Here is a 24,590-nt window from a genome sequence, read left to right as displayed (position 1 = left end):
TTTACTATTAAATAGAGGTCGCTAGCGGCAAAGCGGATAATAAAAGCCTTGATGAATGTGCGCACCAAGTGTGGTTAGTAAATGGGCACACTCTGCGGTCTCCACACCTTCCACGATGACTGCACAGTGGTATGTGTGTCCCATCGCAATAAGCTGACGTAACGTTTCTACTTTTTTGTCGTCTTGCTTCAGGTTGATAACAAACAAACGGTCAATCTTGAGATAACTTGGCGTAATTTGACTGATGAGCTCGACATTGTTGTTACCAGTCCCGAAATCATCAATGCTGATTTTGCACCCGATGGCTTTGAGCTTGTTGATGTTATTGAAGATCTCCTGCGTGTAGTACATCGACGCATTTTCTGTGATTTCAATCGTCAGAAGTGAACAGTCCAATTGAGCCAATAAGCGATACAAGCGTGTGAAATTACGCTTTTCCAGTAGAGAAGGGCACACGTTGATACTCAGAGGAGCGAGTAAGGATTTTGATTTGCCATAGACAAGCCTGATGACCAATAAGGTATGATTGATTAGAAATCCATTGGCGATTAATGACTCAATAAACTTTTGAGTGTTTTTAACCTTAAAGCGCGACAGGACTTCATAGTGGATATTCTGTCGATTTGATGTGTTGTGGATAGGTTCAAGTTTGAGATTGAACTGACGGATAGCCCAAAGGTAAGTGGCTAACGAGCGGAGTTTCTTATGTCTAAAGGCAAGCATTAGAATAAAGCTCAAAACAAGGATGCTACTAATAGGCCCTTTTACGTAATACACCTCTTTGTAACCGTTTTCGTTGACGTTATACAAGAACGATTGCCCGTTGGTATCGCCAATTTCTAGCGCTGTGCCAGTATTGGTACACACTTTCATGCCAGACAAAAACATGCGAGACATATGGCTCTCAAAGCTATTTGATACATTCACGTTTTTTACTCTGACGAGGACTTGTGCACCGTTAAATAAAAACGAATGGGTTGTGTAGCTTTCGTTGTTTAACCAGCTTTCTCTGTCTTTTTGGTTCACTGGGACCACTGCTTCTGGCGTGACTAGACAGCGAATGTTGTGCTTGTCGATCATCAATGCTGACTCGACTAATTGAACATTATCAAATAAGCCTTTTAATTGGTCTTCATGCCCAAAACAACTCTGTTGAGCGAGATCTTGTGCGAAGTTCATTGCATCATCAAAATAGTTTTGCTTAACAATCGTCCCGATGCTGTAAAAACAAATGGCGATATACAGCGCGATGGTAAAGCCAATAAAGCACAACAAATTAAGGTATAGCGCTCTACTACGTAAGCAAATAGCAGCGGCCATTCTTACGCTATGAACGGCTTGCTGGTGGATTCTCGCTTGTTGAAGAAGCCCATCTTTTTGTGCGTGTTGGCTATCGTATGGCACAAAATATCCCTTTCGGTGAATGTTTTCGATGAGAGACTTTTGGGTCTCTATATGATTCTTTGTTAGTTGCCTGAACTTTTTCCTTATGGACGCAACAGCGTTCTTAAATCCATTTTCCGGCAACATCAAGTGATGTTGCGCTGACAACTTCTTTTCGATTTTCCTCTGGCTAATGGGCGCGTTTAAGCTCCCAAAAGCGGCAATGGTGCTAAGGATTAAGTATTCGATTCTGCTTACGGGAATAGAAGAGTGGATGGAGTTATTGAGCTGTAATGAAAGTTCTTTTTCGGACAAGCAAACGCAGATTTGGTTTCCAAGTTCAAACCTAATCATGTGTTAAAGCGCTCCAGGATTAATTTTTGAATACGTTATCAATATTGAGATTGCAGGTATGTGACCTTCTACGGGCATATCCTAAACTTCTGGATATAGTGACAATTTTAGATTTTTTTATAAAGCTCAATCCAGAGAGATTTTACATGGGGAAAGATCTTTAGGCGAAAAAAAGCCCGAGCGAGTTGCTCGGGCTTCTGATGGGAGAGGTTGGGAGATTAGCAGATAACTTTTACTGCTAGGCCGCCTTGAGATGTCTCTCGGTATTTTGCGTTCATGTCTTTACCTGTCTCTAGCATAGTTTCGATAACCTTATCTAGAGAAACTGTCGGTGCAGATGAGCGACGCAGTGCCATACGAGTTGAGTTGATCGCTTTTACTGCCGCGATACCGTTACGCTCGATACACGGAACCTGTACCTGACCAGCAACTGGGTCACACGTTAGGCCTAGGTTGTGCTCCATTGCGATCTCTGCTGCCATACATACTTGCTCTGGGCTACCACCCATAAGTTCAGCAAGACCAGCTGCCGCCATAGAACATGCCACACCAACTTCACCCTGACAGCCAACTTCTGCGCCAGAGATAGACGCGTTGCGTTTGTAAAGACCACCGATCGCGCCAGAAGCGGCGAAGTAACGGATGTAATCTTTTTCAGTCACGGTTTGGATGAACTTGTCGTAGTAAGCCAGTACCGCAGGGATGATGCCACATGCGCCGTTTGTTGGTGCTGTCACAACACGACCACCTGCTGCGTTCTCTTCGTTTACTGCGAAAGCGAACATGTTTACCCAGTCAACAACCGACATTGGATCGTTTGTTGTTTTTTCAGAAGTAAGCAGTTGCTGACGAAGTGCTGCTGCACGACGAGGTACGCGTAGTGGACCAGGCAGAATACCTTCTTCGTTCATACCACGATCCATACATTCGCGCATGGTGCGCCAGATGTTCGCGAAGTATGTACGAGTTTCTTCATCAGAGTGAAGAGAGTGTTCGTTTTTCATCACAAGTGCACTAATAGAAAGACCACTTTCTTTACACTGGTTAACGAGCTCTTCTGCTGTTGTGTATTCGTAAGGAACCTTGATTGGGTTCTCAATCTCTTTACCGAAGTTTTCTTCATCAACGATGAAGCCGCCACCGATAGAGTAGTACGTCTTTGAGTACACTTTTTCGTCTTCGATCCACGCGTGGATCTGCATGCCGTTTTCATGTAGCTCAAGGTTAGTAGTATGGAAGTTCATACCACCGTCTTTCGGGAACGATACTGTGTGACAGTGCATGCCAACAGGAAGGCGTTCAGTTTCTTCTACTCGAGCGATGAAGCCCGGAATAGAGTCGATATCAACTTTCTCAGGGGAGTTGCCTGCAAGACCCATGATTATGGCGATATCCGTGTGGTGACCTTTCCCTGTCAGTGATAGTGAACCATAAACGTCAACGGTGATTTTAGTGATGTCGCGCAGTTTTCCCATCGCACGAAGGTCATCAATAAACTCTTTACCCGCTTTCATTGGACCTACAGTATGTGAGCTTGAAGGACCAACACCGATCTTATAGATATCAAAAACACTAATCATATCGATTACCTCAGAACAAAGCCTCCCAAGGGGAGTTGGGAGGCTTTTTATTATCGTTATATTCTTGGATTAATCACGCTTTATAAAAGAGCAGTGATTAAAGAGCGCCGTAGATTACAGAACTAATTGCCGCAAGACCACAGATTGCTGTGAAAATCTGTACAGGTGCTGAAGTTTTGTACTTCGCCATTGCTGGCACTTTCTGCATCGCGAATACAGGCATCAAGAATAGGATAGCTGCAATCATTGGTGCACCCATCGTTTCAATCATGCCTAGGATGCTTGGGTTAACGATAGCAACAATCCAAGTCGTCACAACGATGAAGATAAGAGACGCTTTTTCAATCTTGCTCTTAGGAGATTCAGAGCGAGACTTGATTAGACCTACTAGACCTTCGTGAGCACCTAAGAAGTGACCGAAGTAGCTAGAAGTGATTGCTGCGAATGCAACCAATGGGCCCATGTAAGAGATCAGTGGTGATTCGTGAACGTTCGCTAGGTAAGAAAGAACTGAGATGTTTTGCTCTTGCGCAGTTGCTAGTTGCTCTGGAGATAGAGAAAGCACTACAGAGAATACGAAGAACATTACAAAGCCCATCAGCATCATCGCTGCGCCGCCAGTGATAGAGTCAGTCTTCTTAACTGCGTCATCACCGTACACACGACGTTGTTCTTTAGAGAACTGAGAGATGATTGGGCTGTGGTTGAATGAGAATACGATGATTGGAATTGCTAGCCAAACGATTGAAGGCATTTCGCCCCAGTTTGGAGACACTTCCATCATTGATGTATTCCAATCAGGAATTAGGTAGAAAGAAAGTGCTAGTAGGATGAATACTAGAGGGTAAACCATTGCTGATGTTGCTTTCAGCATTAGCTCTTTACCGAATACTACACCCGCAGTCATCGCAGCGATTAACGCGCCAGAAAGTAGCCAGCGAGGAATAGATTCCATACCCATTTGGTTAACTAGGAAAGAGTCAACCGTGTTTGTGATACCAACACCGTAGATAAGTACGATAGGGTAGATAGCGAAGAAGTATGCAAAAGTAATAAGGTTTGCGCCTGTCTTACCGAAGTGCTCTTCTACTGTGTCAGTGATATCAGCTTCAGGGTTTTTCGCAGAAAGTACGAAACGGGCGAGAGATTTGTGTGCGAACCAAGTCATTGGTGCCGCGATTAGAGCAAGGATAACCAATGGCCAGAAACCGCCAGCACCTGCTTTAATTGGAAGGAAAAGTACACCTGCACCTACTGCTGTACCAAATAGGGACAAACACCAGGTGAAGTCTTTGTAAGAAAACTTACTAGACGATTGTGCGGTTGAAGCCGCAGTAGTAGTTGTATTCATTTTTGAGTTACTCATTTTGGGAACAGGAAATAAGTCGGGAGCAATTTTGCAAGATTTTGCACTAGGAAAATTAGATCTAAATCATGTATTGCTCGAGCTTATTGAATGATATGTCAAAAACCTGCTTTTTATCACGAAAATGGCGTGCTACACGTGATAATTGCTAATGAGTGAAATTAGAAAAACTTATCTGAAGCGGTTGTTGTATAAATTTTTCTCACCGCAAGCGTTTGCCTTATAAAAATCAAATTAAACTAATGTGAATTGATGTTTGAAAAATAACTTTTTATTAATATAGATGCACATGATGTTTGGTTTTAAAGTCAACTTAATATTGATAAAGCAGTTACTTAGAAATGATGTGTTTTTGCATGGATTCGATGATCTGTGCGGTCATTCCCCAAATAAAATGCTGTTGATATGGGATGGCAAAGACGCGATGGCTAGTGTTTCTTAGGTTGAATTTTGAACTGTACAGCTTTTCAGGGTTTAAAATATGATTGGCTGGGACTTCAAAAACTGAGGCAACTTCGTTGGGGTCAATTTGCGTTGTGTAGTCTGGAGAAATGAAGGCCAAAAACGGTGTCACATTAAATTGGCTAATCGTTGGCAGCTTTGGCAGCTGACCAAATACCTTTATATGCTTTTCATGAATACCAATTTCTTCTTCGGCTTCTCGCAGTGCCGTATTCACAAGAGTGTGATCCTCCGTCTCATATTTTCCCCCTGGGAAGCTAATTTGGCCAGGATGGTGTCGTAAATGTTCGGCTCGCTTGGTCAAAATCACTTGCATCCCTTCTTTTCTCTCAACAAAGCCAATTAACACCGCGGCATCACGAAGTGAGGTGTCTTTCAAATGTGCTAATCGCCCCAAAGACTCTTGGTGATAGCCTGTCGGTAAATGGAATTGGAAGTTTTGCAACAATGTCGTTTTATCAATGACCAAATCGGAGTCCTTAAGAAGTCAGCTGACGAATGGATTCGTATTATATTAATTTGAAACTTATAGCGTTATACACCATTCTTTATTTTAAGACGTCACTATAAGGTTAGCTGAATACGATGAAAGGAATCATTTTCACGGAGTTCATGGAGTTAGTGGAAGATAAGTTTGGTCTTGAGGTTCTCGATCAGGTTTTGGACTTATCTAACGACGAAGGTATTTACACCTCGGTAGGCAGTTATGACCATCGAGACCTTGTTAAGTTGATCGTTAATCTCAGTAAAGTGTCTGATATCCCCCCAGAAACGCTTCAAGAAGTGTTTGGTGAATGTGTTTTCCAGAGCTTACTCAAATCAATTCCGAATTATGCCAGTTTGCAGCAGTGCAGTACGACGTTTCAATTCGTACGTCATGTAGAGGATTTCATTCACGTGGAAGTGAAAAAGCTATATCCCGATGCAAATCCCCCGCAGTTTGACTTTATTAGTGAGGCTGAATCTGAAATGGTGTTTGATTATAGAAGCGCACGTTGCATGGCTCATGTATGTGTGGGCTTGATTCAAGGCTGCGCGAACCACTTTAATGAAACGATAAAAATTAAACATCAGAATCAATCGGAAGATGGAAGCCAAGTGCGTTTTTGGCTGGAGGCTCAATAACCAAATATGACGGGAAACTCCTTATTAGAAAGGAAACTCAAACGAGAGATCGCATCGCGTAAAGCGGCTGAATTACTGTTAGAGCAAAAGAGTTTAGAACTGTATGAATCTAACCAACAGTTAAGTGTGGCGCTAAAAAAGCTCGAGATGAAGTCAGAGAAAGATCTGCTCAAATTCGAGTTCGAAGAGCAAATCGATGCCACCTTGATTAGGTTCGGACGTACTTTCCTTTCTAGCACCTTCGATGAAACCATGATTGCCAGTTTCTTGGAACAGCTGACATCAAACTCTGTTGTGTCGGGGGCTTACCTGTATTTAGAAGCTGAGCGTTTAAGCTCATTACGTCGGCATCAATTTGGACATTTGGCGTTAGCGCATGATGCGCCTATCGCCAATAAACCGCGTTGGAACGGAAATGCTCTCTATCTCCCAATTACAATAGACGCCAACATTCTTGGTGAGTTGATCTTTTCTGTTGCGCTTGATCAAGTCGATCAGGAGTTTATTTCTAAGCAAATGGTGTTGGTTTCAGACTTGGTTCATGGCGTTATCAGCCGTCACTTGAGCTTAGAACGAGAGGTTGAGCTGCGTAAGCGTGCCGAAGCTTCCGAGAAGGCGACCAAAGAGTTCGTTGCCATGATCAACCATGAGCTGAGAACGCCGCTAAATGGTGTGCTCGGCAGTGCCGATCTGCTGAGTAAGACCGCCCTTGGGGATGAGCAACAACAGTATCTGAGTAATCTTACGCATTCTGGGGACCTGCTTAGAGTCATCATCAACGACTTGCTCGACTTCAGTAAGATGAACGCTGGGATGATGGAAATCATCGATAAAGTTTTTGCTTGGAAAGCGCTAGAGGATGCATTAACTGGCGTATTTGCGGCTAAAGCTGCCGAGAAGCGCATTCATTTCTCTATTGATAAGAAACTCGGGATACCTGAGTTTTTGGTCGGAGATTTTGAGCGGATTACCCAGATCTTGGTTAACCTAATCGGTAATGCGATTAAGTTTACTCAACTAGGAGGTGTGGTGCTGCGTGTCGAATGGAACAATGGCTTTGCACATTTTGAAATAGAAGACACCGGTATTGGTATTCCGCTAGAAGCACAACAAGCGTTGTTTGACCCTTTTGTTCAAGCAGACCGCTCTACAAAGCGCAGTTTTGAAGGGTCAGGTTTAGGTTTGGCGATTTGTAAGAACCTTGTCGATCTGATGAAAGGACAGATCAGCTATGTCAGCGAGCCACGCAAAGGGACAACGTTCCAAGTCGTGGTACCGCTTAAACGAGGAGAAGCGCCCGCAAATTTAGCCGGGTCGGAGGCAACCGGTCGACAAATTGAGTTGGCAGGAAGAAACATTTTAGTTGTAGATGATATTCGGATGAATCAGGTCATCGTCACTCAAATGCTTAAAAAACTCGATATCACACCCGATCTAAAAAATAACGGCTTGGAGGCATTGGAGGCTGTTAAAAACAAAGACTACGAATTGATATTCATGGATTGTCGAATGCCAGAGATGGATGGGTATGAAGCCACGGTTCACCTTAGAGAGGATGGCTTTAACAATCCCATTATTGCACTCACAGCGGGGACGACGTTAGAAGAAAGGAAAAAGTGCATCGAATCTGGTATGGATGACATCCTTACCAAGCCCTACACCGCGGCAGATATCGAACAAGTGATGTGTAAGTGGCTCAAAGAATAGCGCTAGTAGAATAAAAACAAACGGCTCTGTAAGAACAACAGAGCCGTTTTTAGTTTAGTTTCTTCCACGTTAACTTTTACTTTAGTGCTGGTAGAATTTTCGAAAGCTTGTCTAAGGTTTCTTGATATTCCGAGGCACAATCACTGTCAGCCACCACACCGCCGCCAGCCCATGCATACAGTTTGTTGTTTTCTGCAACGAGCGTTCGAATAGTGATGCTGGTATCCATACGACCATGGCGTGAGATATAACCAATACTGCCACAGTAAGCGCTGCGACGATGCGGTTCTAGTTCTTCAATGATTTGCATCGCACGGACTTTAGGTGCTCCGGTGATTGAACCGCCTGGGAAGCAAGCTCGAAGCAAATCCGCCGCGGAATATTGCGGATCTAGATTGGCTCGAATGGTACTCACCAAATGGTGAACGGCAGGGAAGCTCTCAATATCAAACAACTTTGGCACATGGACACTACCTGGAGAAGCAACACGCCCAATGTCATTACGCAGCAAGTCCACAATCATCAAGTTTTCTGCCTGATCTTTCTCTGCGGTTTGTAAATCTTGCGCATTGGCTTGGTCTTGAAGGGTATCCGCACCGCGTGGTCGAGTGCCTTTGATTGGTTTGGTCTCGATAACGTTGTCTTTCAGTTCCAAGAATCGTTCAGGAGAAATACTCAACAGCGTAGATTTTGGCATACGAATAAATGCTGAGAAGGGCGACTGGTTTGCCGCTTCCAGCTTTAAATACGCTTGCCACTCGCTTCCTTGATAAGGAGCATTAAAGCGCTGCGCCAAGTTGATTTGGTAACAGTCGCCACTCAACAAGTATTCTTGAACACGATCAAAGCGTGTCGCGTAAGACGCTTGAGTCATGTTGGATTGCCAGTCACCTTCTAGCTGAAAGCCTTCTGCCGTGCCAGGTACTTGTTCGTTCAGCCATTGCCATGCGGCTTGCGTGTTTTGGCCAACAAGGATCGCGGTCTTCAACTTATGATCGACAACCAAAGCCCATTCATACAGACCAACTGCCATATCTGGTGTTTGTAGATCTTTGGCGGCGAACTCCGGCATAGATTCGACTCTACGGCCTAAATCGTAACTGAAGTAGCCAAGTGCACCGCCTACAAACGGCAGATCCCACTCTGCACCCAACTCAAGGTTTGGCAAAAGCTGTTTTTGAAGCTCGTCTAACAGCGAAAATGGGTCATCTTGAGAGGCGTACTCTTGCGTGTCTGTTTTGATTTGCGTATCGCCAGCGACTGTCTCTAGCGTTGCGATTGGGTTGGCCACCAACACATCAAATCGGCTGTCGATATGGGTCTCAGAAGCGGAGCGTAAAAGCATCGCCCAAGGTTGGTGTTCGATACGAGAAAATAGGGAAATGGTGAGGTCGTCGGCGTAATCCAATGCCTTAAAATCAAGCAATTGCGTATCCATGTTGTTCATTTGTTTAAATTGTGACAAAGAGTTCGTTCACTGCATGGCATGTCATGGGCTGCAAGAGTATCATAAACGCCTGTATAGCCAAACTACCTCTATACAAGGGTTTGAGGTGGTTTTACTATATGGAAGGCGACTTCATTTAATCGTGTGTCGATATCAGCCGTTCGACAATTTGTTCACATAAAACGAAGCTCATTTAGAGCAATAAGCTCAACAAACACGAAAGAAGCCAGCCAATAATGGAAGCAAAGCATAACAATAATGAGGCATGCAATGACGGTAATACGCACGCAGGATGTCATCAGCAGTGTTGCTGATGCGCTACAGTATATTTCTTACTACCACCCGCTAGACTTTGTTCAAGCCCTTGAAAAAGCCTACCATCGAGAAGAGAGCCAAGCCGCGAAAGACGCGATTGCGCAAATCTTAATTAACTCCCGTATGTCTGCTGAAGGTCACCGACCGATCTGTCAAGACACCGGCATCGTCACCTGTTTTGTGAACATCGGTATGGGCGTCCAATGGGACTCAACCGACATGACAGTACAGCAAATGGTGGATGAGGGCGTTCGACAGGGGTACACAAATCCGGATAACCCATTGCGTGCTTCGGTTCTGATGGACCCAGCAGGGAAGCGAATCAATACCAAAGACAACACGCCAGCCGTTGTGCATATCAACATGGTGCCAGGCGATAAAGTCGAAATTCAAATCGCGGCGAAAGGCGGCGGCTCTGAAAACAAAACCAAGATGGTGATGTTAAACCCATCTGACGACATTGCAGAATGGGTAGAGAAAACCCTACCAGCAATGGGCGCAGGTTGGTGTCCACCGGGCATGCTTGGCATTGGTATCGGCGGTACCGCTGAAAAAGCTGCGGTATTAGCAAAAGAATCTCTGATGGGGCACGTCGATATTCAAGACTTGATTGATCGTGGCCCTCAAAACGCAGAAGAAGAGCTTCGCCTCGATATCTTCAATCGCGTAAACAAATTGGGTATTGGTGCACAAGGCCTTGGTGGTCTAACTACTGTTGTTGATGTAAAAATCAAAACGGCGCCAACGCACGCGGCTTCAAAACCAGTGTGTTTGATCCCGAACTGTGCAGCAACACGCCACGTTCACTTCACGCTTGATGGCAATGGCCCAGCAGAGCTAACGCCACCGAAGCTAGAAGATTGGCCAGACATTACTTGGGAAGCGGGCGCAAATACACGTCGTGTTAACCTAGATACAGTAAACAAAGAAGAGGTCCAAGAGTGGAAGACTGGTGAAACGGTTCTTCTGTCAGGCAAGATCTTGACCGGTCGTGATGCTGCGCATAAACGTATTCAAGGCATGCTAGAAAGTGGCGAAGGTCTACCTGCTGGTGTTGATTTCAAAGGCAAGTTCATTTACTACGTTGGTCCGGTCGATGCCGTCGGTGATGAGGCAGTAGGTCCTGCAGGCCCAACAACCTCAACGCGTATGGATAAGTTCACCGACATGATGTTAGAAGAAACCGGCATCATGGGGATGATTGGTAAAGCGGAACGTGGCCCTGCGACGGTTGAGTCGATCAAGAACCACAAAGCGGTATACCTCATGGCCGTTGGCGGCGCAGCATACCTTGTCGCGAAAGCAATCAAGAAAGCTCGCGTGGTAGCATTCGAAGACCTAGGTATGGAAGCGATTTACGAGTTTGAAGTCGAAGATATGCCTGTAACGGTTGCCGTCGATTCTAATGGTACGAACGCTCACCAGATCGGTCCTGACACTTGGAAAGTGAAAATCCAAGAGATGGAAGCGTAAGAGACTTGGTCATCATTCGAACGTCTCAATTGGGAGAATGTGACAAAGTGCTGATTTACCTAGCAAACATTTGACAAAAGTGCAGCGAAAGCTGCACTTTTTGTCTATATAATCAAATATAAACTTATAGGCATAGCAAATCTCGCTGTTATGCTGACCATGATTAGGAGACGGCATGCCTCGTTTTATTCAAATTCTACAAATAGTTCTTGCTGTTGTGATCGGTAGCTTTGTTGGCTACGACTTGATTCTTCACGGCATCAGTATCTTCGATGAAAAATACGTCACCATCACTTGTGTGTTGTGGCTGATTCTAGAAGTCTGCCTATTCGTTATCTACAAGTTGATAGAAGACGATTAGATTGCCCTAGCGCAGATAGAATCACTAAGCCTCTGATATTCTCAGAGGCTTTTGTGTTTTTGATGTAGGTAAATTTTGTCGTGAATACTTTGTTCATCTTTGATTAAGGTTGATAAAATTACACTGCGTAGCAAGAATTGATGAGATAAATAAAAAGTATGAAAAGAATAACGCAAGAAGTGAATGACTTTATCAGCCGAGGAATGGATTCTAACGTGCGAATCGCAGTGACTGGCTTGTCTCGTGCGGGTAAAACCGCCTTTATTACTTCTCTGGTTAATCAATTACTGCATACAGCAACACACGACAACTTGCCGCTGCTGACAGCGGCGCGTGATAAGCGCTTGATTGGTGCGAAGCGTGAGCCTCAAGCCAATATGATGGTACCGCGTTTTGCTTACGATGATGCGATGAACCAAATTCACGCAACGCCGCCTCAATGGCCAGTACCGACTCGTGACGTCAGTGAGATTCGTCTGGCTCTAAAATACAAGCCAAATAAAACCACCAAAAAACTGCTGAGTAAAACGGCGGTACTGAACGTTGACATCATCGACTATCCGGGCGAGTGGTTATTGGACTTACCACTACTTGATATGGATTTTGCGACATGGTCGCAGACGCAATTTGAAGCGTTAAAAGGGCAACGTAGCGAGCTTGCTCAAGCTTGGCTAGAAGAGCTAGACCAAGTCGACCTCAATGCGGACGTCAATGAGAAAAAGCTAGAGAGAGTCTCACAGGCATACACCGATTATTTGCATGCGTGTAAAGCGTCTGGTTTGCACTGGGTTCAGCCGGGACGATTTGTTTTGCCTGGAGAGCTTGCAGGCGCACCTGTTCTGCAATTTTTCCCCTGTCGATTAGAGGCCGAAGGAAAAACGGTAAAAGGCAGCAATTTAGCGATGCTAGAAGCGCGTTTTCACGAATATCAACAAAAGGTCGTGAAAGCATTCTATAAACACCACTTTGCGACATTTGATCGCCAAATTGTGCTGGTGGATTGCCTGCAACCATTAAATGCGGGTGATGAAGCTTTTTATGATATGCGCCAAGCACTTGAGCAGATCATGCACAGTTTTCGTTATGGTCGGAGTAGCTTCTTACGCCGCTTGTTCTCGCCAAAAATCGATAAAGTACTGTTCGCTGCGACGAAGGCTGACCATGTGACGCCAGATCAGCATCCTCAACTTGTCTCTTTGCTGCAACAAATGGTGCATCCTGCATGGCAGACCGCAGCGTACGAGAACATAGAAATGAGCTGTATGAGTATCGCGTCGATTCAAGCGACGACTTCAGGTTTCATTGCTTCGGGAGATAAGACCGTGCCAGCTTTGCAAGGTACAACGCTTGATGGGGAGGCGATAACGATGTTCCCTGGGGAAGTACCAAAGAAACTTCCGAATGCTGTTTATTGGCAAAACAGTGGCTTTGATTTTACGTCTTTCCGACCTATGTCATCAGAAATCGACGAGCCGATGAAGCATATTCGTCTAGACAAAGCACTTGAATACCTACTGGGAGACAAATTGAAATGAGCGAGCTAAAACAAAAACAAGTCTTCTCTGAAAAGGTCATGCACGGTGAAGAAGAGGATGTCTCGCCAGAGTTTACGGCGCAAAAGACATTCTCGGAAAACGAGACTTTCGTTGCTGTTGAAATAGAAGAGCAACCGGAAGACACCGAGCAAGAATTACAGCTTGAACATGTGATTCGTCCAAAACCTGGGCGTAAATGGCTTACAACAGGGTTATTTGCCACCTTTGCTGGTCTGGTCGGGTGGCAGGCGGTGGATTCGATTGTCACGGCTGTGCAAACTGCAGATTGGCTTGCATTGGGCTGGGCTGGCTTTATCTCCACTATTGCCTCTTTTGGTTTAGGAGCGTTAGGCAAAGAACTATGGAAGCTACGCAAACTTCGCAACCACTTTAGCGTGCAGGAAGAAAGTGAGGCACTTATCGACAGTCAAAGTGTTGGCAAAGGCAAAGTATTTTGTGAAAAAGTGGCTGAGCAAAGTGGTGTACTTGCTGAAAATCCGGGTTTTGATCGTTGGAAGAATAGCGTGAACCCAGCACACAGCGATGCCGAAATCCTTGAAATGTACGACTCAATGGTTGTCAGTCAGCAAGATAAACTCGCGACCAAAATTGTTTCACAGCACGCGACAGAGTCAGCCGCGTTAGTTGCCGTTAGTCCACTAGCTGCGGCTGACATGCTGTTAGTGGCGTGGCGTAATTTCAAAATGATCGATAATCTCTCGAAAGTCTATGGCGTTGAACTTGGGTACGCATCTCGAATCAAGCTACTTCGTGCGGTTTTTGTGAATATGGCGGCGGCTGGTGCAAGTGAACTGGCGATCGATGCGAGCATGGATTTGATGTCGATGGATCTCGCAGGAAAGGTGTCTGCTCGAGCAGGGCAAGGCTTGGGAGTGGGTATTCTCACCGCACGCTTAGGTTTGAAATCCATGTCATTGCTTCGCCCACTGCCTTGGTACCCTGAGAGACAGGTGAAACTCGGCGCTATTCGTAAAGAAGTGGTGGCGAAAGTTGCATCAATCACGATGAAACCGTAATCAATATCACCTTTGACGGTGAGGATTGCTTGACGCCATTCCAAGCTTGGTAGAAACTACTGTCAACTTTTCCTGACAGTTGTGAATTGGGATATTTTAAGTGCGTCTTGAAGTCTTTTGTGAAGATAGACTCGGTTTAACCCGAGAATTGCTCGATATTTTAGCGTCTAAAAGCATCGACTTACGTGGTATCGAAATTGATATCAGTGGCATCATCTACCTGAACTGCCCAGATATCGATTTTGATACTTTCAGTGAGTTGATGGCCGAAATCCGCCGTATTCCGGGGGTTAAAGACGTACGTAAAATCCAATTTATGCCAATGGAGCGCCACAATACGGAGCTGCTTTCATTGGTGGATAACTTACCTGATCCGGTCTTTGCCATCGATCTGAAAGGCGCGGTAGACATGGCAAACATGTCTGCACTTTCTCTGCTTGGGCAACATAAGCAAGATGTGATTGGCACACAAATTGGTATGCTATTGCCAAGTGTGCGCTTTAATCGTTGGACAGAAGGAGTGAATGCCCGTACCAGAGAAAGCCTTGTCATCGATGGTTTGGATTATATCCTTGAGTTGATGCCGGTTTATATCAAAGATGAAGCTCAAAACTCCACGCTCGCCAGTACACTAATGACCATTCGTTCAAGCCAGCATGGCGTGCAAATCGAAGAGACATTGCCGTTACAAAACCAATTGGGTTTCGAGCATTTTGTCGGTTTATCCAATCGCCACAAAGCATTGATCAATCAAGCAAAGAAACTTTCTGTGCTTGACCAACCGTTGTTAATTGAAGGTGAGACTGGTACTGGTAAGGAAATGCTAGCAAAAGCGTGCCATAGCCGTTCTGGTCGTGCGAACAAACCATTCCTAGTACTTAGCTGTGCTTCTATGCCTGATGATGTAGCAGAGACGGAACTGTTTGGTCATGCCCCAGGTTCATTCAATCATGAACTTGGCCACAAAGGCATATTCGAACAAGCAAACGGTGGTACGGTGTTCCTCGATGAAATCGGTGAAATGAGTTCGCATCTGCAAATTAAACTGTTGCGCTTCTTACAAGACGGTAATTTCCGTCGTGTTGGTGCTGAAGATGAAATGCATGTCGATGTTCGTATTATCGCATCAACAAAACATAACCTTGCCGAGTTAGCCGAGGCAGGGCAGTTCCGCGAAGATTTATACTATCGTCTCAATGTACTCACCTTGAATATTCCTCCTCTGCGCAAGCGTTCAAACGACGTCGCTCCGTTGCTGGATTTATTCGTCACGAAACACGCGCAACAATTGGGCATTGATAAGCCAGAATTTGATGATGAATTGGTTGATGCGTTAGCGAACTATCAATGGCCTGGTAATATGCGTCAGCTAGATAACATGGTGCTTCGAGCGTTGACGGAAATGGAGGGTAGCTTGTTGAAAGCGGATAACTTCAATCTACCGCAACCTCAAGCAATGGGCGGTGGCTCAGCAACGTTGAACTTAGATGGTTCGTTGGACGAAATTATGCGAGATTACGAATCGCAAATCTTAGAGCGTTTGTATCAGTCTTTCCCTTCAAGCCGTAAGCTTGCGAAGCGATTGAATGTTTCGCATACCTCGATTGCGAACAAACTGCGTGATTATGGTATTCGAAAAGCCTAAGGCGATGGCAAAATTGTGGCTTCAGCAAAAGCTGGAGTACCAGCAAGAACTTATCTGGAATCAAATGGAAGTTGTCAATAACAATGGAAGATAAAAGCTCCTCAATCGCCGTTCACAAGTTGGACGGCGACTTGCTTCTACGCACTGCAGATATTGGTGATGCCGATATGATCGCAGCGTATTTTCAAGCGAACAGAGAATATTTAAAACCCTATGAGCCTAAACGCGAGGAAGCTTTCTATTCGGTTAATGGCTGGCTGCAAAAGCTGATCAAGTTGAAAGAGCTTCACCGTATGGGCTTAGGCTACTATTGTCTGCTTGTTCATGTCGATTCTGGTAAAATGCTCGGAACACTTTCTTTCAGCAACCTGACTCGCTTTCCTTTTCATGCATGTAACGTGGGTTACTCGCTCGCAGAAGAGGCTCAAGGAAACGGCTATATGCGCCGCGCGTTGAAAATGGCATGCGATTATATGTTTGATGTGCAAAAAATGCATCGCATTCAAGCGGGTTACATGCCGCACAACACACGCAGCGAAGCGGTGCTACAGCATGTTGGCTTTGAGAAAGAAGGCTATGCAAAGGAATATTTGTTGATCAATGGTGAGTGGCAAGATCACGTGCTGACGTCCTTGACCAACCCGAATTGGAAGGCAGAGGCTTGATAAATGGAAAGACTGGAAAAGCAATTAGCGTTATTGATTGAACTCGATCAACTGAAAAGCGTGCTGCGTAGAACCCGTGTTAAAAGTGCAGAGGGTCGCTTAGAAAATAGTGGTGAACATAGTTGGCATGTTGCTTTAATGGCTGTGTTGATGCAAGAGCACGCGAATGCACCTGTCGATATTGGTCGAGTGATGAAAATGCTGCTTATCCATGATGTTGTAGAGATCGACGCGGGCGACACCTTTGTTTATGATGTTGCAGCCTCGAAAGAGCAAGAAGAAAAAGAATTGAAAGCCGCAGAGCGGTTGTTTGGCATGCTGCCAAGTGACCAAAGTAGCGAATTACTTGCTTTGTGGAATGAGTTTGAAGCCGCACAAACTGACGATGCCAAATATGCTAAAGCGCTGGATCGCCTTATTCCTATGCTACTGAACTATCATAATGATGGTCAAAGCTGGATAGAAAATGGGGTAACGCGAGAACAAGCGTTAACCGTTAACAAAAGAATTGAACTTGGCTCTGTCACGTTATGGGACAAAGCCAAAGAACTGATTGAAGGTGCCACCGAGAAAGGTTGGCTGAAGTCGTAAAAAAGGAGACTGAATGTCTTATTTGCCTTTGGACGAATACCAAAGAAAATGGATTTTTACTCACCAGTCGATGCCTGTGCCAGAAGAAGACCTCGCTTTTATCAAGCCGATGAGTCAGGCGCGTGCAGCGCAGTTTTGGAAAGAGAACGTCAGTGCACAAAGTCCTGATATGGACCGCTTGAGCTCGTCTGATTGGCCAATGAAAGAGCAGAACTGGTCACAAGAGGTTGATTGGATGGCTGCATGGGAAGACGACGAACAAGGGCTTCCTGAAGAAGTGATTACTTTTATTGATTGGCAAGACGACGTCACGGTTTATTTTTGCTACGAGAAGTACAACGTGATTGAAACCAAATGGTCGATTTTTAAAAAGTACTGGAAGAACTTTTTGTTCTACGATGATGGTCCAATGTTACTTGGACGGCGTCGTTCTGAAGCGCTGTGGTTTGACTCGAAAGGTAATGTCAAACTGGGTGAGCGCAGCTAAACACAAATCTAATTATGAAGCCACCAGTACGGTGGCTTTCGTTTTTCTATAAGTTTGATAACGGACTCAACACTCCACCTGCACCGCGCTCAATGACGTGTGTGTAGATCTGGGTTGTTTTCACATCTGTGTGTCCGAGTTGTTCTTGAACCGTTCGAATATCAGCGCCTGACTCTAACAAATGAGTCGCAAAACTATGGCGTAAAGTATGGCAAGTAACGGTCTTCTCGATACTTGCATCTTTGGCTGAACGCTTTACTGCTCGTTGGATAGCACTTTCATTGATGTGATGACGCCTTAATTCCCTAGTATCTTTGTCTGGGCTTAATTTTGTTGATGGAAATAGAAAGTGCCAGTTGAAATCTAGCTCCGCATCAGGGTACTTTCTTCTCAGCCCATCTGAAATATACACACCAGCATAGCCCGCAACATGACGATCTTTTTGATAGTAGTCGCGAGCTAAGTTCATTTGTGCTTTTAAGGGGGCGTGGAGCTCCTTTGCGAGTGTGACGGTTCGGTTTTTACCCCCTTTCCCTTGCCAAACACGAATTGCTCCGTAGTCGTAATCGATATCCTGTATTCTTAGCCGTAGACATTCCATGACTCTTAGACCTGACCCATAGAGTAACTGTATATGTAGTTTGTATTTTGGATCGATATGCTGAACGAAGCGCCTTACTTCAGCTTTCGTTAACACTACTGGCAGTTTCTTTTCTGTCAGAGACTTTTGAAAACGCATATCAAGCGAAAGTGGCGTTCTAAAATACTCACGGTACAAGAAAGATATGGCATTTAGGGCGAGCGCCTGTGTTTTTACGGCGACTTTTTCATCTATCGCTAAATGGCTGAGAAAGCGTTCAACATCGTTTTCAGCTAATTTAGACGGATGAGCGAGCTGGTGGAATACGATGAATCGTTTGATCCAAAAGATGTAACTCTCAATGGTTTTCTTCGCATAGTGACGAGCGATCATATGTTCTTTTATGCTAAGCAAAAACTGACTTTTCATAACTAAATTCAAATGGGTATTTATACAGTTCGATAAACTTAGCGTCTCACATCTAATTAGGCTTCACCACGCCGTCTAATTGCGTGGTTGAGCACACAGATTCATACTGATTTTCTGTTTGTTTCATAAAGATAAGTGCTAGCATGCAGTTTTCTTTTGGAATGAAAGAAGGCGGTAGCGTGCCTGAAAGGCAGCATAGAGCCGTATAGAAAGCGTTAGTTTGCAAGAGGAAAAACGCAGCTATATCCCAAGATCTAGTGGTAAAAGCTCAAAGTTGAAATTGTCGTATCGGCGTTCAATTTCAGTGTTAACTAGCGTGGTGAAAATTCAAAATTGGCATCGTTTCAACGGTTGATTTGTTTTTTGGTGCGGTTTTGGTTTACCTGAGTCGAACTTTTTTGCTGAAACTCTGCTCGTTGAGTTTGTCGGTACAAAAGTCGTACTACTCGCTGAAATAGCGTTTTCTCTGGTGTGGTAAGTTCATGTGGTTTCAGTGGCTTTGTTGAAAGTCCGCATTGTGAAATTGGTTTTCCAAAAGCGCTTTTTGGTGTTGTGAGTTCGTTTTCTGCGGCGTTGTTTGTTCCACGTGGTTTCATTGAGTAGCCGCTTTGAGACTACGCCTTACTTAAGTGCATCAAAACACATAGAGTTTATTGTTTGCAAAGTTTAAAATGACTTAAAATCAACGCTTTGGGTTTGCAAACTAACAAACTGCTTAAGAGGGATTCGCAACGCGTGGCATTTTTACTATGCGTTGGTTTAAGTGATTAAGGTGGTATGCGGCGGCTTTTGTATTGCGTTGCTCACCCCTTAGCAGGGCGTTAGTCGCCAGAAAAAGCTAGTAGTCAAAATCATGCTTATGAGCTCAAGATTTGACTGCTGATTGTTCGGTTAACAGGTTCACCCAGGTTCATCGTCGATGGTCAAAACTCAGTTTCAACTGTTTCAAGTCCAAAGCTTTGTAACTGTCCTAGCGGTTGTTTTGTTCTTTGGTGCTGACAGAGCAGGGCAATCGAGAGTCTGTTTTTGGTTGCAACTGCGCTCGGTGAGTTTGTTGGTACAAAAGCTGATTTACTCGCTGAAATGACGTTTTCTTTGGTGTTGTAAATTCCACGTGGTTTCAGTGACGTTGTTGAAAGTCCGCACTGTGAGATTGGTTTTCCAAAAGCGCTATTTGGTGTTGTCAGTCTGTTTTCTACGGCGTTGTTTGTTCCAAGTGGTTTCATTGAGTAGCCGCTTTGAGACTACGCCTGACTCAAATGCATCAAAGCACATAAAGTTTGTTGTTCGCAAAGTTTAGTTCGGCTTAAAATTGTCGCTCGGTGCCTCGCGACTAACAAACTGCTCAAGAGGGATTCGCAACGCGTGGCATTTTTACTATGCGTTGGTTTTTGTGATTAAGGTGGTTTGCGGCGGCTTTTGTATTGCGTTGCTCACCTCTTAGCAGGGCGTTAGTTTTATGGAGGAAATATTGTGGAAATCTGGAAGTTATTGTTCTTTATACCTGCGTGTTTTGCGCTCAATATGACTCCTGGTCCAAATAATCTATTGTCCATGAACAATGCTCGTTGTTACGGCTTCAAGTCCGCTTTTATTGCTGGACTTGGTCGTATTGCCGCATTCGCTGTAATGATTGCCTTGGCTGCTTCTGGTTTAGCAGTGGTTCTCTATGCTTCTGAGACTCTATTTCTAACGATTAAAATTGTGGGTGCGGCTTATTTGTTGTGGATTGCCTTTAATCTTTGGCGTTCGGAAGCAAGTCCTGTTTCTGAGCTAGAGAACACTCGCAACCGACTAGGCTTAGCCAAACAAGAATTCTTGTTAGCTGCCGGTAATCCAAAGGCGATCTTAATCTTTACTGCTTTTCTACCACAGTTCGTCGATGTTTCATCTAGTGTAAATGAACAGTTCTTCGCTCTAGGGGCTACGTTCCTAATTTTAGAAATGGGTGCAATATCGATTTATGCGATATTTGGAATATACCTAAGGCAGTGGTTTACGAAGCCGAAAATGGCAAAGCGCTTCAATAGAGGTTGTGCAACTTTCTTGGCTATGTCTGGAGTAAGCTTGTTACTGAGTCGCCAGCAATAAAACTAACAAACTGTTCAAGAGTGATTCGCAACGCTTGGCATTTTTACTATGCGTTGCGTTTAGTGTTTAAGGTGGTATGCAGGAGCTTTTGTATTGCGTTGCTCACACCTTAACAGGGCGTTAGCTGTTCCTATAAGATGGAGTATTAAAATCATCAAACAAATTCAAGATAACTGGGCGATAGTAACAACATTGTTCGTCGCAATACTGTCATCCGTTGGCTTTCTCTATTCTTGGTCATACTTCGGTAAGTTTGGTATTAATTATTTAGAGCATGCAACCCCTGCTGATCTTATAACTGTTATTTTAGTTCACCCTCAGTTTTTAGTAAGTATAGTCATTTGTGCTTTGGGGCTTTCTCTGCCAGTTGCGTATGATGTGATTATAAAAAATGAGGCTAGCGATAAGAGTAGGAAGTGGCAGGGGGACTTTATAAAAATTAAATCTACCTCATACAAGTTAGTAGCCTGGAGTGTTGTCTTTCTTCTTATTGTCAGTCCATATTTTTTTATTGAATCCAAAGTTAGGGAGGTAAAAAATGGAATGTCACCAGTATATAAAGTTTCTCTGAACGAGGGGGAGTCTAAAATTAATTGTGCTATTAGTATCGGTAGTACAACGACAAACTTATTTTATTGGGATTTGATAAACGAGGAGTCTTTAGTCATACCTAAAAGTAAAGTGTTCAGCATTAAAGTTTTGCTAGCAGAACCTCCGGAGGTGTGGCTTACAGACCGTCCTTCTCGTGAAACCCACCCATCTCGCTATCGTATGGCTGTTATTAAGTGGGAAAAAAGTATTGTTGAAATCTGTGGAAAGAACAGCTAACAAACTGTTCAAGAGGGATTCGCAACGCGTGGCACTTTCACTATGCGTTGGTTTAAATGATTAAGGTGGTGTGCGGTGGCTTCGATATTGCGTTGCTCACCCCTTAACAGGGCGTTATGTGCTTTCCCTAGGAGGCCCTCACTGGGTCAAAAGTTTTTTCTTGCTGTCCGCGTTCGGTAATTTAAAAATAATACCTTTAAAATGCTCATTTAGCATCTTATTTTGGCTATTTTGCATGGTTTTAAGTTGTTGTTTTTAATGGTTTTGTTTTTCTTGAGAAGTTTTTCGTAAATGGTAGTCTTCAATTCAACGTGTTGAAGAGACTATAAAATGAATAAAACTGATCAATCTTATTCCCAAAGGGATTTTTCCAACCAAGATCTTAGCGGATACATTTTTTCTAACTGCAAATTCTACTGCTGCAGCTTTAAGCGCGCTAACCTAAGAGATACGCAATTTATTAATTGTAACTTTATTGAGCAAGGCGATTTGGAAGGTTGTGATTTCTCTTACTCTGATCTGCGAGACGCTTCATTGAAGGGGTGTAAGCTTTCAATGTCATACTTCATTGGGGCAAACTGTTTCGGCCTTGAATTGAGGGACTGTGATCTAAAAGGTGCTAACTTTTCTCAAGCTAGCTTCGTGAATCAAGTATCTCATAAGATGTACTTTTGTTCTGCGTACATTACAAGCTGTAATCTATCCTATGTGAACTTTGAGAACCAACTTCTAGAAAAGTGTGACTTATTTGAGAATAGGTGGATTGGTGCTAACTTGAGAGGCGCTTCATTTAAAGGATCAGATCTCAGTCGCGGTGTCTTCTCTGAAGATTGTTGGGATCAGTTTAGAGTACAAGGTTGTGACCTAAGTCATTCTGAATTGTATGGCCTAGACCCACGAAAAGTAGACTTAACAGGCGTGAAAATATGCTCTTGGCAACAAGAGCAGTTGCTAGAACAATTAGGGCTGATAATAGTCCCAGATTAAGCGAAATATTTGACTACGCACATAACAATAAATTTAAGAGTGATTCACAACGCTTGGCGCCCTCACTTCAAGTCAGTTTAGTGTTTATGGCACAATGCGTTAGGTAAGGTGTCAGCGTTGTTCACACCTTAATTTGGCGTTATGCATATAAGAGGAAATCATGGCTATTTCGGATAAGAATCGGAAAATTCTTTGGGGTAAATCTGGAAACAAATGTGCAATGTGCAGGCACATCTTGGTTTTCGAAAAAACTGATCATGATCATGATTCTGAGTCGGTTGTCGGGGAAGAATGCCATATTATTTCTGGCGCAAAAAATGGCCCTAGAAGTGACGTAGACTTCCCAAGAGACAAAATAGATGATGTATCAAACTTAATCTTGCTTTGTAGGCTCCATCACAAACAAATAGATGATCAGGTTGAGACATATACCGCAGAGTTATTGCGAATTATCAAAACGAACCACGAAACGTGGGTAGAAGAAAAATTAAAAGACGCTCCTAGCATTCGAAATGTCAGAGTCGTTCGTGATAAGTCTCAGATTCCAAGTAAGTTAAATGTTGTCCATACTGGCAAAGAAATGTTTGAAATCATCACTGGTTGCCAAGCATTTTATATGGATTACACAGATAACCTTTCAGACGATGAACTTGAGCTCGTTGGTAACTTTCTACAGAATGTAAAGGATTGGTCTGAAATCGCGCAAGAATTAGAACCAATTCAAAAAATTAACGCCAGTAAAGATATCGGCTTGGAGCTAGCAGCTCTTCGTGATTGTAACCTATTCGCTTTTACTGCAGTAGAAATACAGAAAATGGTCGGTGGCATAAGTGGTGAGTTACCTTTCCCTGTTTTGCACCTGACCGTCAGTAAGGCAAGTGATCCTAATGTAGTTTCGAGTTAGTCGGAAAAATATGCATAACAAATTGTTCAAGAGTGATTCGGCACGCGTGGCATTTTTATTATGCGTCAGTTCTAGTGGTTAAGGTGCTATGCAGAGGTTGTTGTATTGCGCGCCTCACACCTTAACAAGGCGTTAGTTTTTACTCGCACATGTCGAGTCTTGTTGTCATGATTAGAGCGGAAAATGTTAGAAAAAATTTATAAGTACATGCCTCTACGTAAAGAGTTCTTTGATAATTTTTTGATTCGTGGAAGTCAAAAGTACGCATTAAACGATCCATTTGAGTTACGTCCGAGTAGTGGCAATGCACAAAAAATACTTGCAGAGAACTCTTACTTTGATTTTGCTGTTGTTTCATTATCTGAAACTAACAACAACCTTCTAATGTGGTCACATTACGCGGATCAGCACCGAGGTATTGTTGTGGAGTTCGATATGAATCATGAGCTTTTTGAAAGCTATACTCCTTTTCCAGTAACAAAGTTTGATGCAGATTTAGATGCGGATGTCCTTGACCACGAAGAGAATAAGAAAAGGTTGGCGATAAAGGCTGGTACGTTGCAGCGCGTTCGCTACAACTCACATAGACCGAGCCTGACAAAGTTCGAAAGTATTTTGGAGCACTTTCTCGTTAAAAGTGACGAATGGATATACGAAAAAGAGCATCGAATAATTTTACCGTTGGTTACAGCTGACAGAATAATTGTTCACGAAACTCACTTGCCTGATATTGAGTTTTACGCAGAGTCACCAGAAGTGCTCGAACAAGAATTTCTTGGTAACGGTATGTACATGATTAATCTAAAAGAGCCTTTACTTGAAGAGGCGTATCGATTAATCCGATACGATGACGACTACATTGACAGAGAGGATTTGGTTCTAGCATTTGTGGACCATATAATTAACGAGTACCTCAGAAGAATCTCGGAAGACCCTCGCACTATTTTTCTCTACCGCTTAGAGCCAAAAGCCATAAAGTCAGTGTATTTTGGTTGCAAAGTAGATCAGCAAGATAAACAGTATATTGTTGATCGTATTTATAATAATAAAGAACTCAGTCATATTAAAATATTTCAGGCTGAAGTCAGCGATAAGCGTTTCGAGTTAAACTTCAAAACTAACAAAGCGTTTAAGAGTGATTCGTAACGCGTGGCATTTCTACTATGCGTTGAGTGCTGTGTTTAAGGTGCAATGCAAAGGCTTTGGTATTGCGTTACTCACACCTTAACGCGGCGTTA

22 protein-coding genes are annotated in these 24,590 nt (G+C 43.8%); 15 read left to right on the top strand and 7 right to left on the bottom strand.

Features of this window, described 5'->3' with window-relative positions; translation table 11 throughout:
• Positions 1 to 21: 21 nt before the first annotated feature.
• From L1076_RS05360 to L1076_RS05345, 4 genes are all read right to left on the bottom strand, one after another.
• Positions 22 to 1,737, bottom strand: coding sequence for an EAL domain-containing protein (locus L1076_RS05360; RefSeq protein ID WP_045407199.1), 1,716 nt, complete (start codon positions 1,735 to 1,737; stop codon positions 22 to 24).
• Positions 1,738 to 1,955: 218 nt separating this feature from the next.
• Positions 1,956 to 3,317, bottom strand: coding sequence for an L-serine ammonia-lyase (locus tag L1076_RS05355; RefSeq protein WP_038866452.1), 1,362 nt, complete (start codon positions 3,315 to 3,317; stop codon positions 1,956 to 1,958).
• Between the two features lie 97 nt (positions 3,318 to 3,414).
• Positions 3,415 to 4,668: an aromatic amino acid transport family protein gene (locus L1076_RS05350; protein ID WP_045407198.1), complete on the bottom strand. Its 1,254-nt coding sequence runs from the start codon at positions 4,666 to 4,668 to the stop codon at positions 3,415 to 3,417.
• Between the two features lie 346 nt (positions 4,669 to 5,014).
• Positions 5,015 to 5,614: a CoA pyrophosphatase gene (locus L1076_RS05345; protein ID WP_038866455.1), complete on the bottom strand. Its 600-nt coding sequence runs from the start codon at positions 5,612 to 5,614 to the stop codon at positions 5,015 to 5,017.
• A gap of 116 nt (positions 5,615 to 5,730) precedes the next feature.
• Here L1076_RS05345 and L1076_RS05340 point away from each other — a divergent pair, with 116 nt between their 5' ends.
• Together L1076_RS05340 and L1076_RS05335 are read left to right on the top strand one after the other, a co-directional pair.
• Positions 5,731 to 6,270 (top strand): heme NO-binding domain-containing protein, encoded by a 540-nt coding sequence (locus L1076_RS05340; RefSeq protein WP_237303313.1) that lies wholly within the window; start codon positions 5,731 to 5,733, stop codon positions 6,268 to 6,270.
• 6 nt (positions 6,271 to 6,276) lie between these two features.
• Positions 6,277 to 7,977, top strand: a complete 1,701-nt coding sequence (locus L1076_RS05335) for an ATP-binding protein (RefSeq protein ID WP_045407197.1) — start codon at positions 6,277 to 6,279, stop codon at positions 7,975 to 7,977.
• A gap of 76 nt (positions 7,978 to 8,053) precedes the next feature.
• Here L1076_RS05335 and pabB read toward each other — a convergent pair whose 3' ends face one another.
• On the bottom strand, positions 8,054 to 9,415 hold the full coding sequence (gene pabB, locus L1076_RS05330) for an aminodeoxychorismate synthase component I (protein WP_237303312.1): 1,362 nt from the start codon (positions 9,413 to 9,415) through the stop codon (positions 8,054 to 8,056).
• 279 nt (positions 9,416 to 9,694) lie between these two features.
• Between pabB and L1076_RS05325 the strand changes: the two genes are divergently transcribed.
• The 8 genes from L1076_RS05325 to L1076_RS05290 all read left to right on the top strand — a co-directional run bounded on the left by L1076_RS05325 (position 9,695) and on the right by L1076_RS05290 (position 17,533).
• The gene (locus L1076_RS05325) at positions 9,695 to 11,212 is read left to right on the top strand and encodes a fumarate hydratase (protein WP_237303311.1); all 1,518 of its coding nucleotides are present in this window, start codon (positions 9,695 to 9,697) and stop codon (positions 11,210 to 11,212) included.
• 175 nt (positions 11,213 to 11,387) lie between these two features.
• Positions 11,388 to 11,573, top strand: coding sequence for a hypothetical protein (locus tag L1076_RS05320; RefSeq protein ID WP_009706856.1), 186 nt, complete (start codon positions 11,388 to 11,390; stop codon positions 11,571 to 11,573).
• Between the two features lie 158 nt (positions 11,574 to 11,731).
• On the top strand, positions 11,732 to 13,108 hold the full coding sequence (locus L1076_RS05315; RefSeq protein ID WP_237303310.1) for a YcjX family protein: 1,377 nt from the start codon (positions 11,732 to 11,734) through the stop codon (positions 13,106 to 13,108).
• Positions 13,105 to 14,145, top strand: a complete 1,041-nt coding sequence (locus L1076_RS05310) for a TIGR01620 family protein (RefSeq protein ID WP_102386856.1) — start codon at positions 13,105 to 13,107, stop codon at positions 14,143 to 14,145. The genes L1076_RS05315 and L1076_RS05310 overlap by 4 nt, the downstream gene beginning before the upstream one ends.
• A 100-nt stretch (positions 14,146 to 14,245) precedes the next feature.
• Positions 14,246 to 15,790 (top strand): transcriptional regulator TyrR, encoded by a 1,545-nt coding sequence (tyrR, locus tag L1076_RS05305; RefSeq protein WP_038866464.1) that lies wholly within the window; start codon positions 14,246 to 14,248, stop codon positions 15,788 to 15,790.
• Between the two features lie 83 nt (positions 15,791 to 15,873).
• On the top strand, positions 15,874 to 16,455 hold the full coding sequence (gene rimJ / locus L1076_RS05300) for a ribosomal protein S5-alanine N-acetyltransferase (protein WP_038866466.1): 582 nt from the start codon (positions 15,874 to 15,876) through the stop codon (positions 16,453 to 16,455).
• A gap of 3 nt (positions 16,456 to 16,458) precedes the next feature.
• On the top strand, positions 16,459 to 17,046 hold the full coding sequence (locus L1076_RS05295; RefSeq protein WP_038866468.1) for an HD domain-containing protein: 588 nt from the start codon (positions 16,459 to 16,461) through the stop codon (positions 17,044 to 17,046).
• Between the two features lie 13 nt (positions 17,047 to 17,059).
• A complete protein-coding gene (locus L1076_RS05290; RefSeq protein WP_038866471.1) occupies positions 17,060 to 17,533 on the top strand; it encodes a DUF2947 domain-containing protein in 474 nt (157 codons plus the stop codon).
• Between the two features lie 46 nt (positions 17,534 to 17,579).
• Here L1076_RS05290 and L1076_RS05285 read toward each other — a convergent pair whose 3' ends face one another.
• Positions 17,580 to 18,542, bottom strand: coding sequence for an integron integrase (locus L1076_RS05285; protein WP_237303309.1), 963 nt, complete (start codon positions 18,540 to 18,542; stop codon positions 17,580 to 17,582).
• 923 nt (positions 18,543 to 19,465) lie between these two features.
• Positions 19,466 to 19,768, bottom strand: coding sequence for a hypothetical protein (locus L1076_RS05280; protein ID WP_237303308.1), 303 nt, complete (start codon positions 19,766 to 19,768; stop codon positions 19,466 to 19,468).
• Positions 19,769 to 20,015: 247 nt separating this feature from the next.
• Here L1076_RS05280 and L1076_RS05270 point away from each other — a divergent pair, with 247 nt between their 5' ends.
• The 5 genes from L1076_RS05270 (at position 20,016) to L1076_RS05235 (ending at position 24,498) form a co-directional block, all read left to right on the top strand.
• On the top strand, positions 20,016 to 20,633 hold the full coding sequence (locus L1076_RS05270; protein WP_237303307.1) for a LysE family transporter: 618 nt from the start codon (positions 20,016 to 20,018) through the stop codon (positions 20,631 to 20,633).
• Between the two features lie 93 nt (positions 20,634 to 20,726).
• Positions 20,727 to 21,461: a hypothetical protein gene (locus tag L1076_RS05260; protein ID WP_237303306.1), complete on the top strand. Its 735-nt coding sequence runs from the start codon at positions 20,727 to 20,729 to the stop codon at positions 21,459 to 21,461.
• Positions 21,462 to 21,791: 330 nt separating this feature from the next.
• On the top strand, positions 21,792 to 22,448 hold the full coding sequence (locus L1076_RS05250) for a Qnr family pentapeptide repeat protein (protein ID WP_237303305.1): 657 nt from the start codon (positions 21,792 to 21,794) through the stop codon (positions 22,446 to 22,448).
• Between the two features lie 160 nt (positions 22,449 to 22,608).
• Complete coding sequence (locus tag L1076_RS05245; protein ID WP_237303304.1) at positions 22,609 to 23,352, top strand: HNH endonuclease signature motif containing protein; 744 nt, start codon at positions 22,609 to 22,611, stop codon at positions 23,350 to 23,352.
• A gap of 183 nt (positions 23,353 to 23,535) precedes the next feature.
• Complete coding sequence (locus L1076_RS05235; RefSeq protein WP_070225665.1) at positions 23,536 to 24,498, top strand: DUF2971 domain-containing protein; 963 nt, start codon at positions 23,536 to 23,538, stop codon at positions 24,496 to 24,498.
• The last annotated feature ends 92 nt before the right edge of the window (positions 24,499 to 24,590 follow it).

The sequence above is a fragment of the Vibrio sp. MMG023 genome, from assembly GCF_021654215.1.
In the GTDB taxonomy this organism is placed as follows: domain Bacteria; phylum Pseudomonadota; class Gammaproteobacteria; order Enterobacterales; family Vibrionaceae; genus Vibrio; species Vibrio jasicida.
This window is presented reverse-complemented; position numbering and strand designations above follow the sequence as displayed.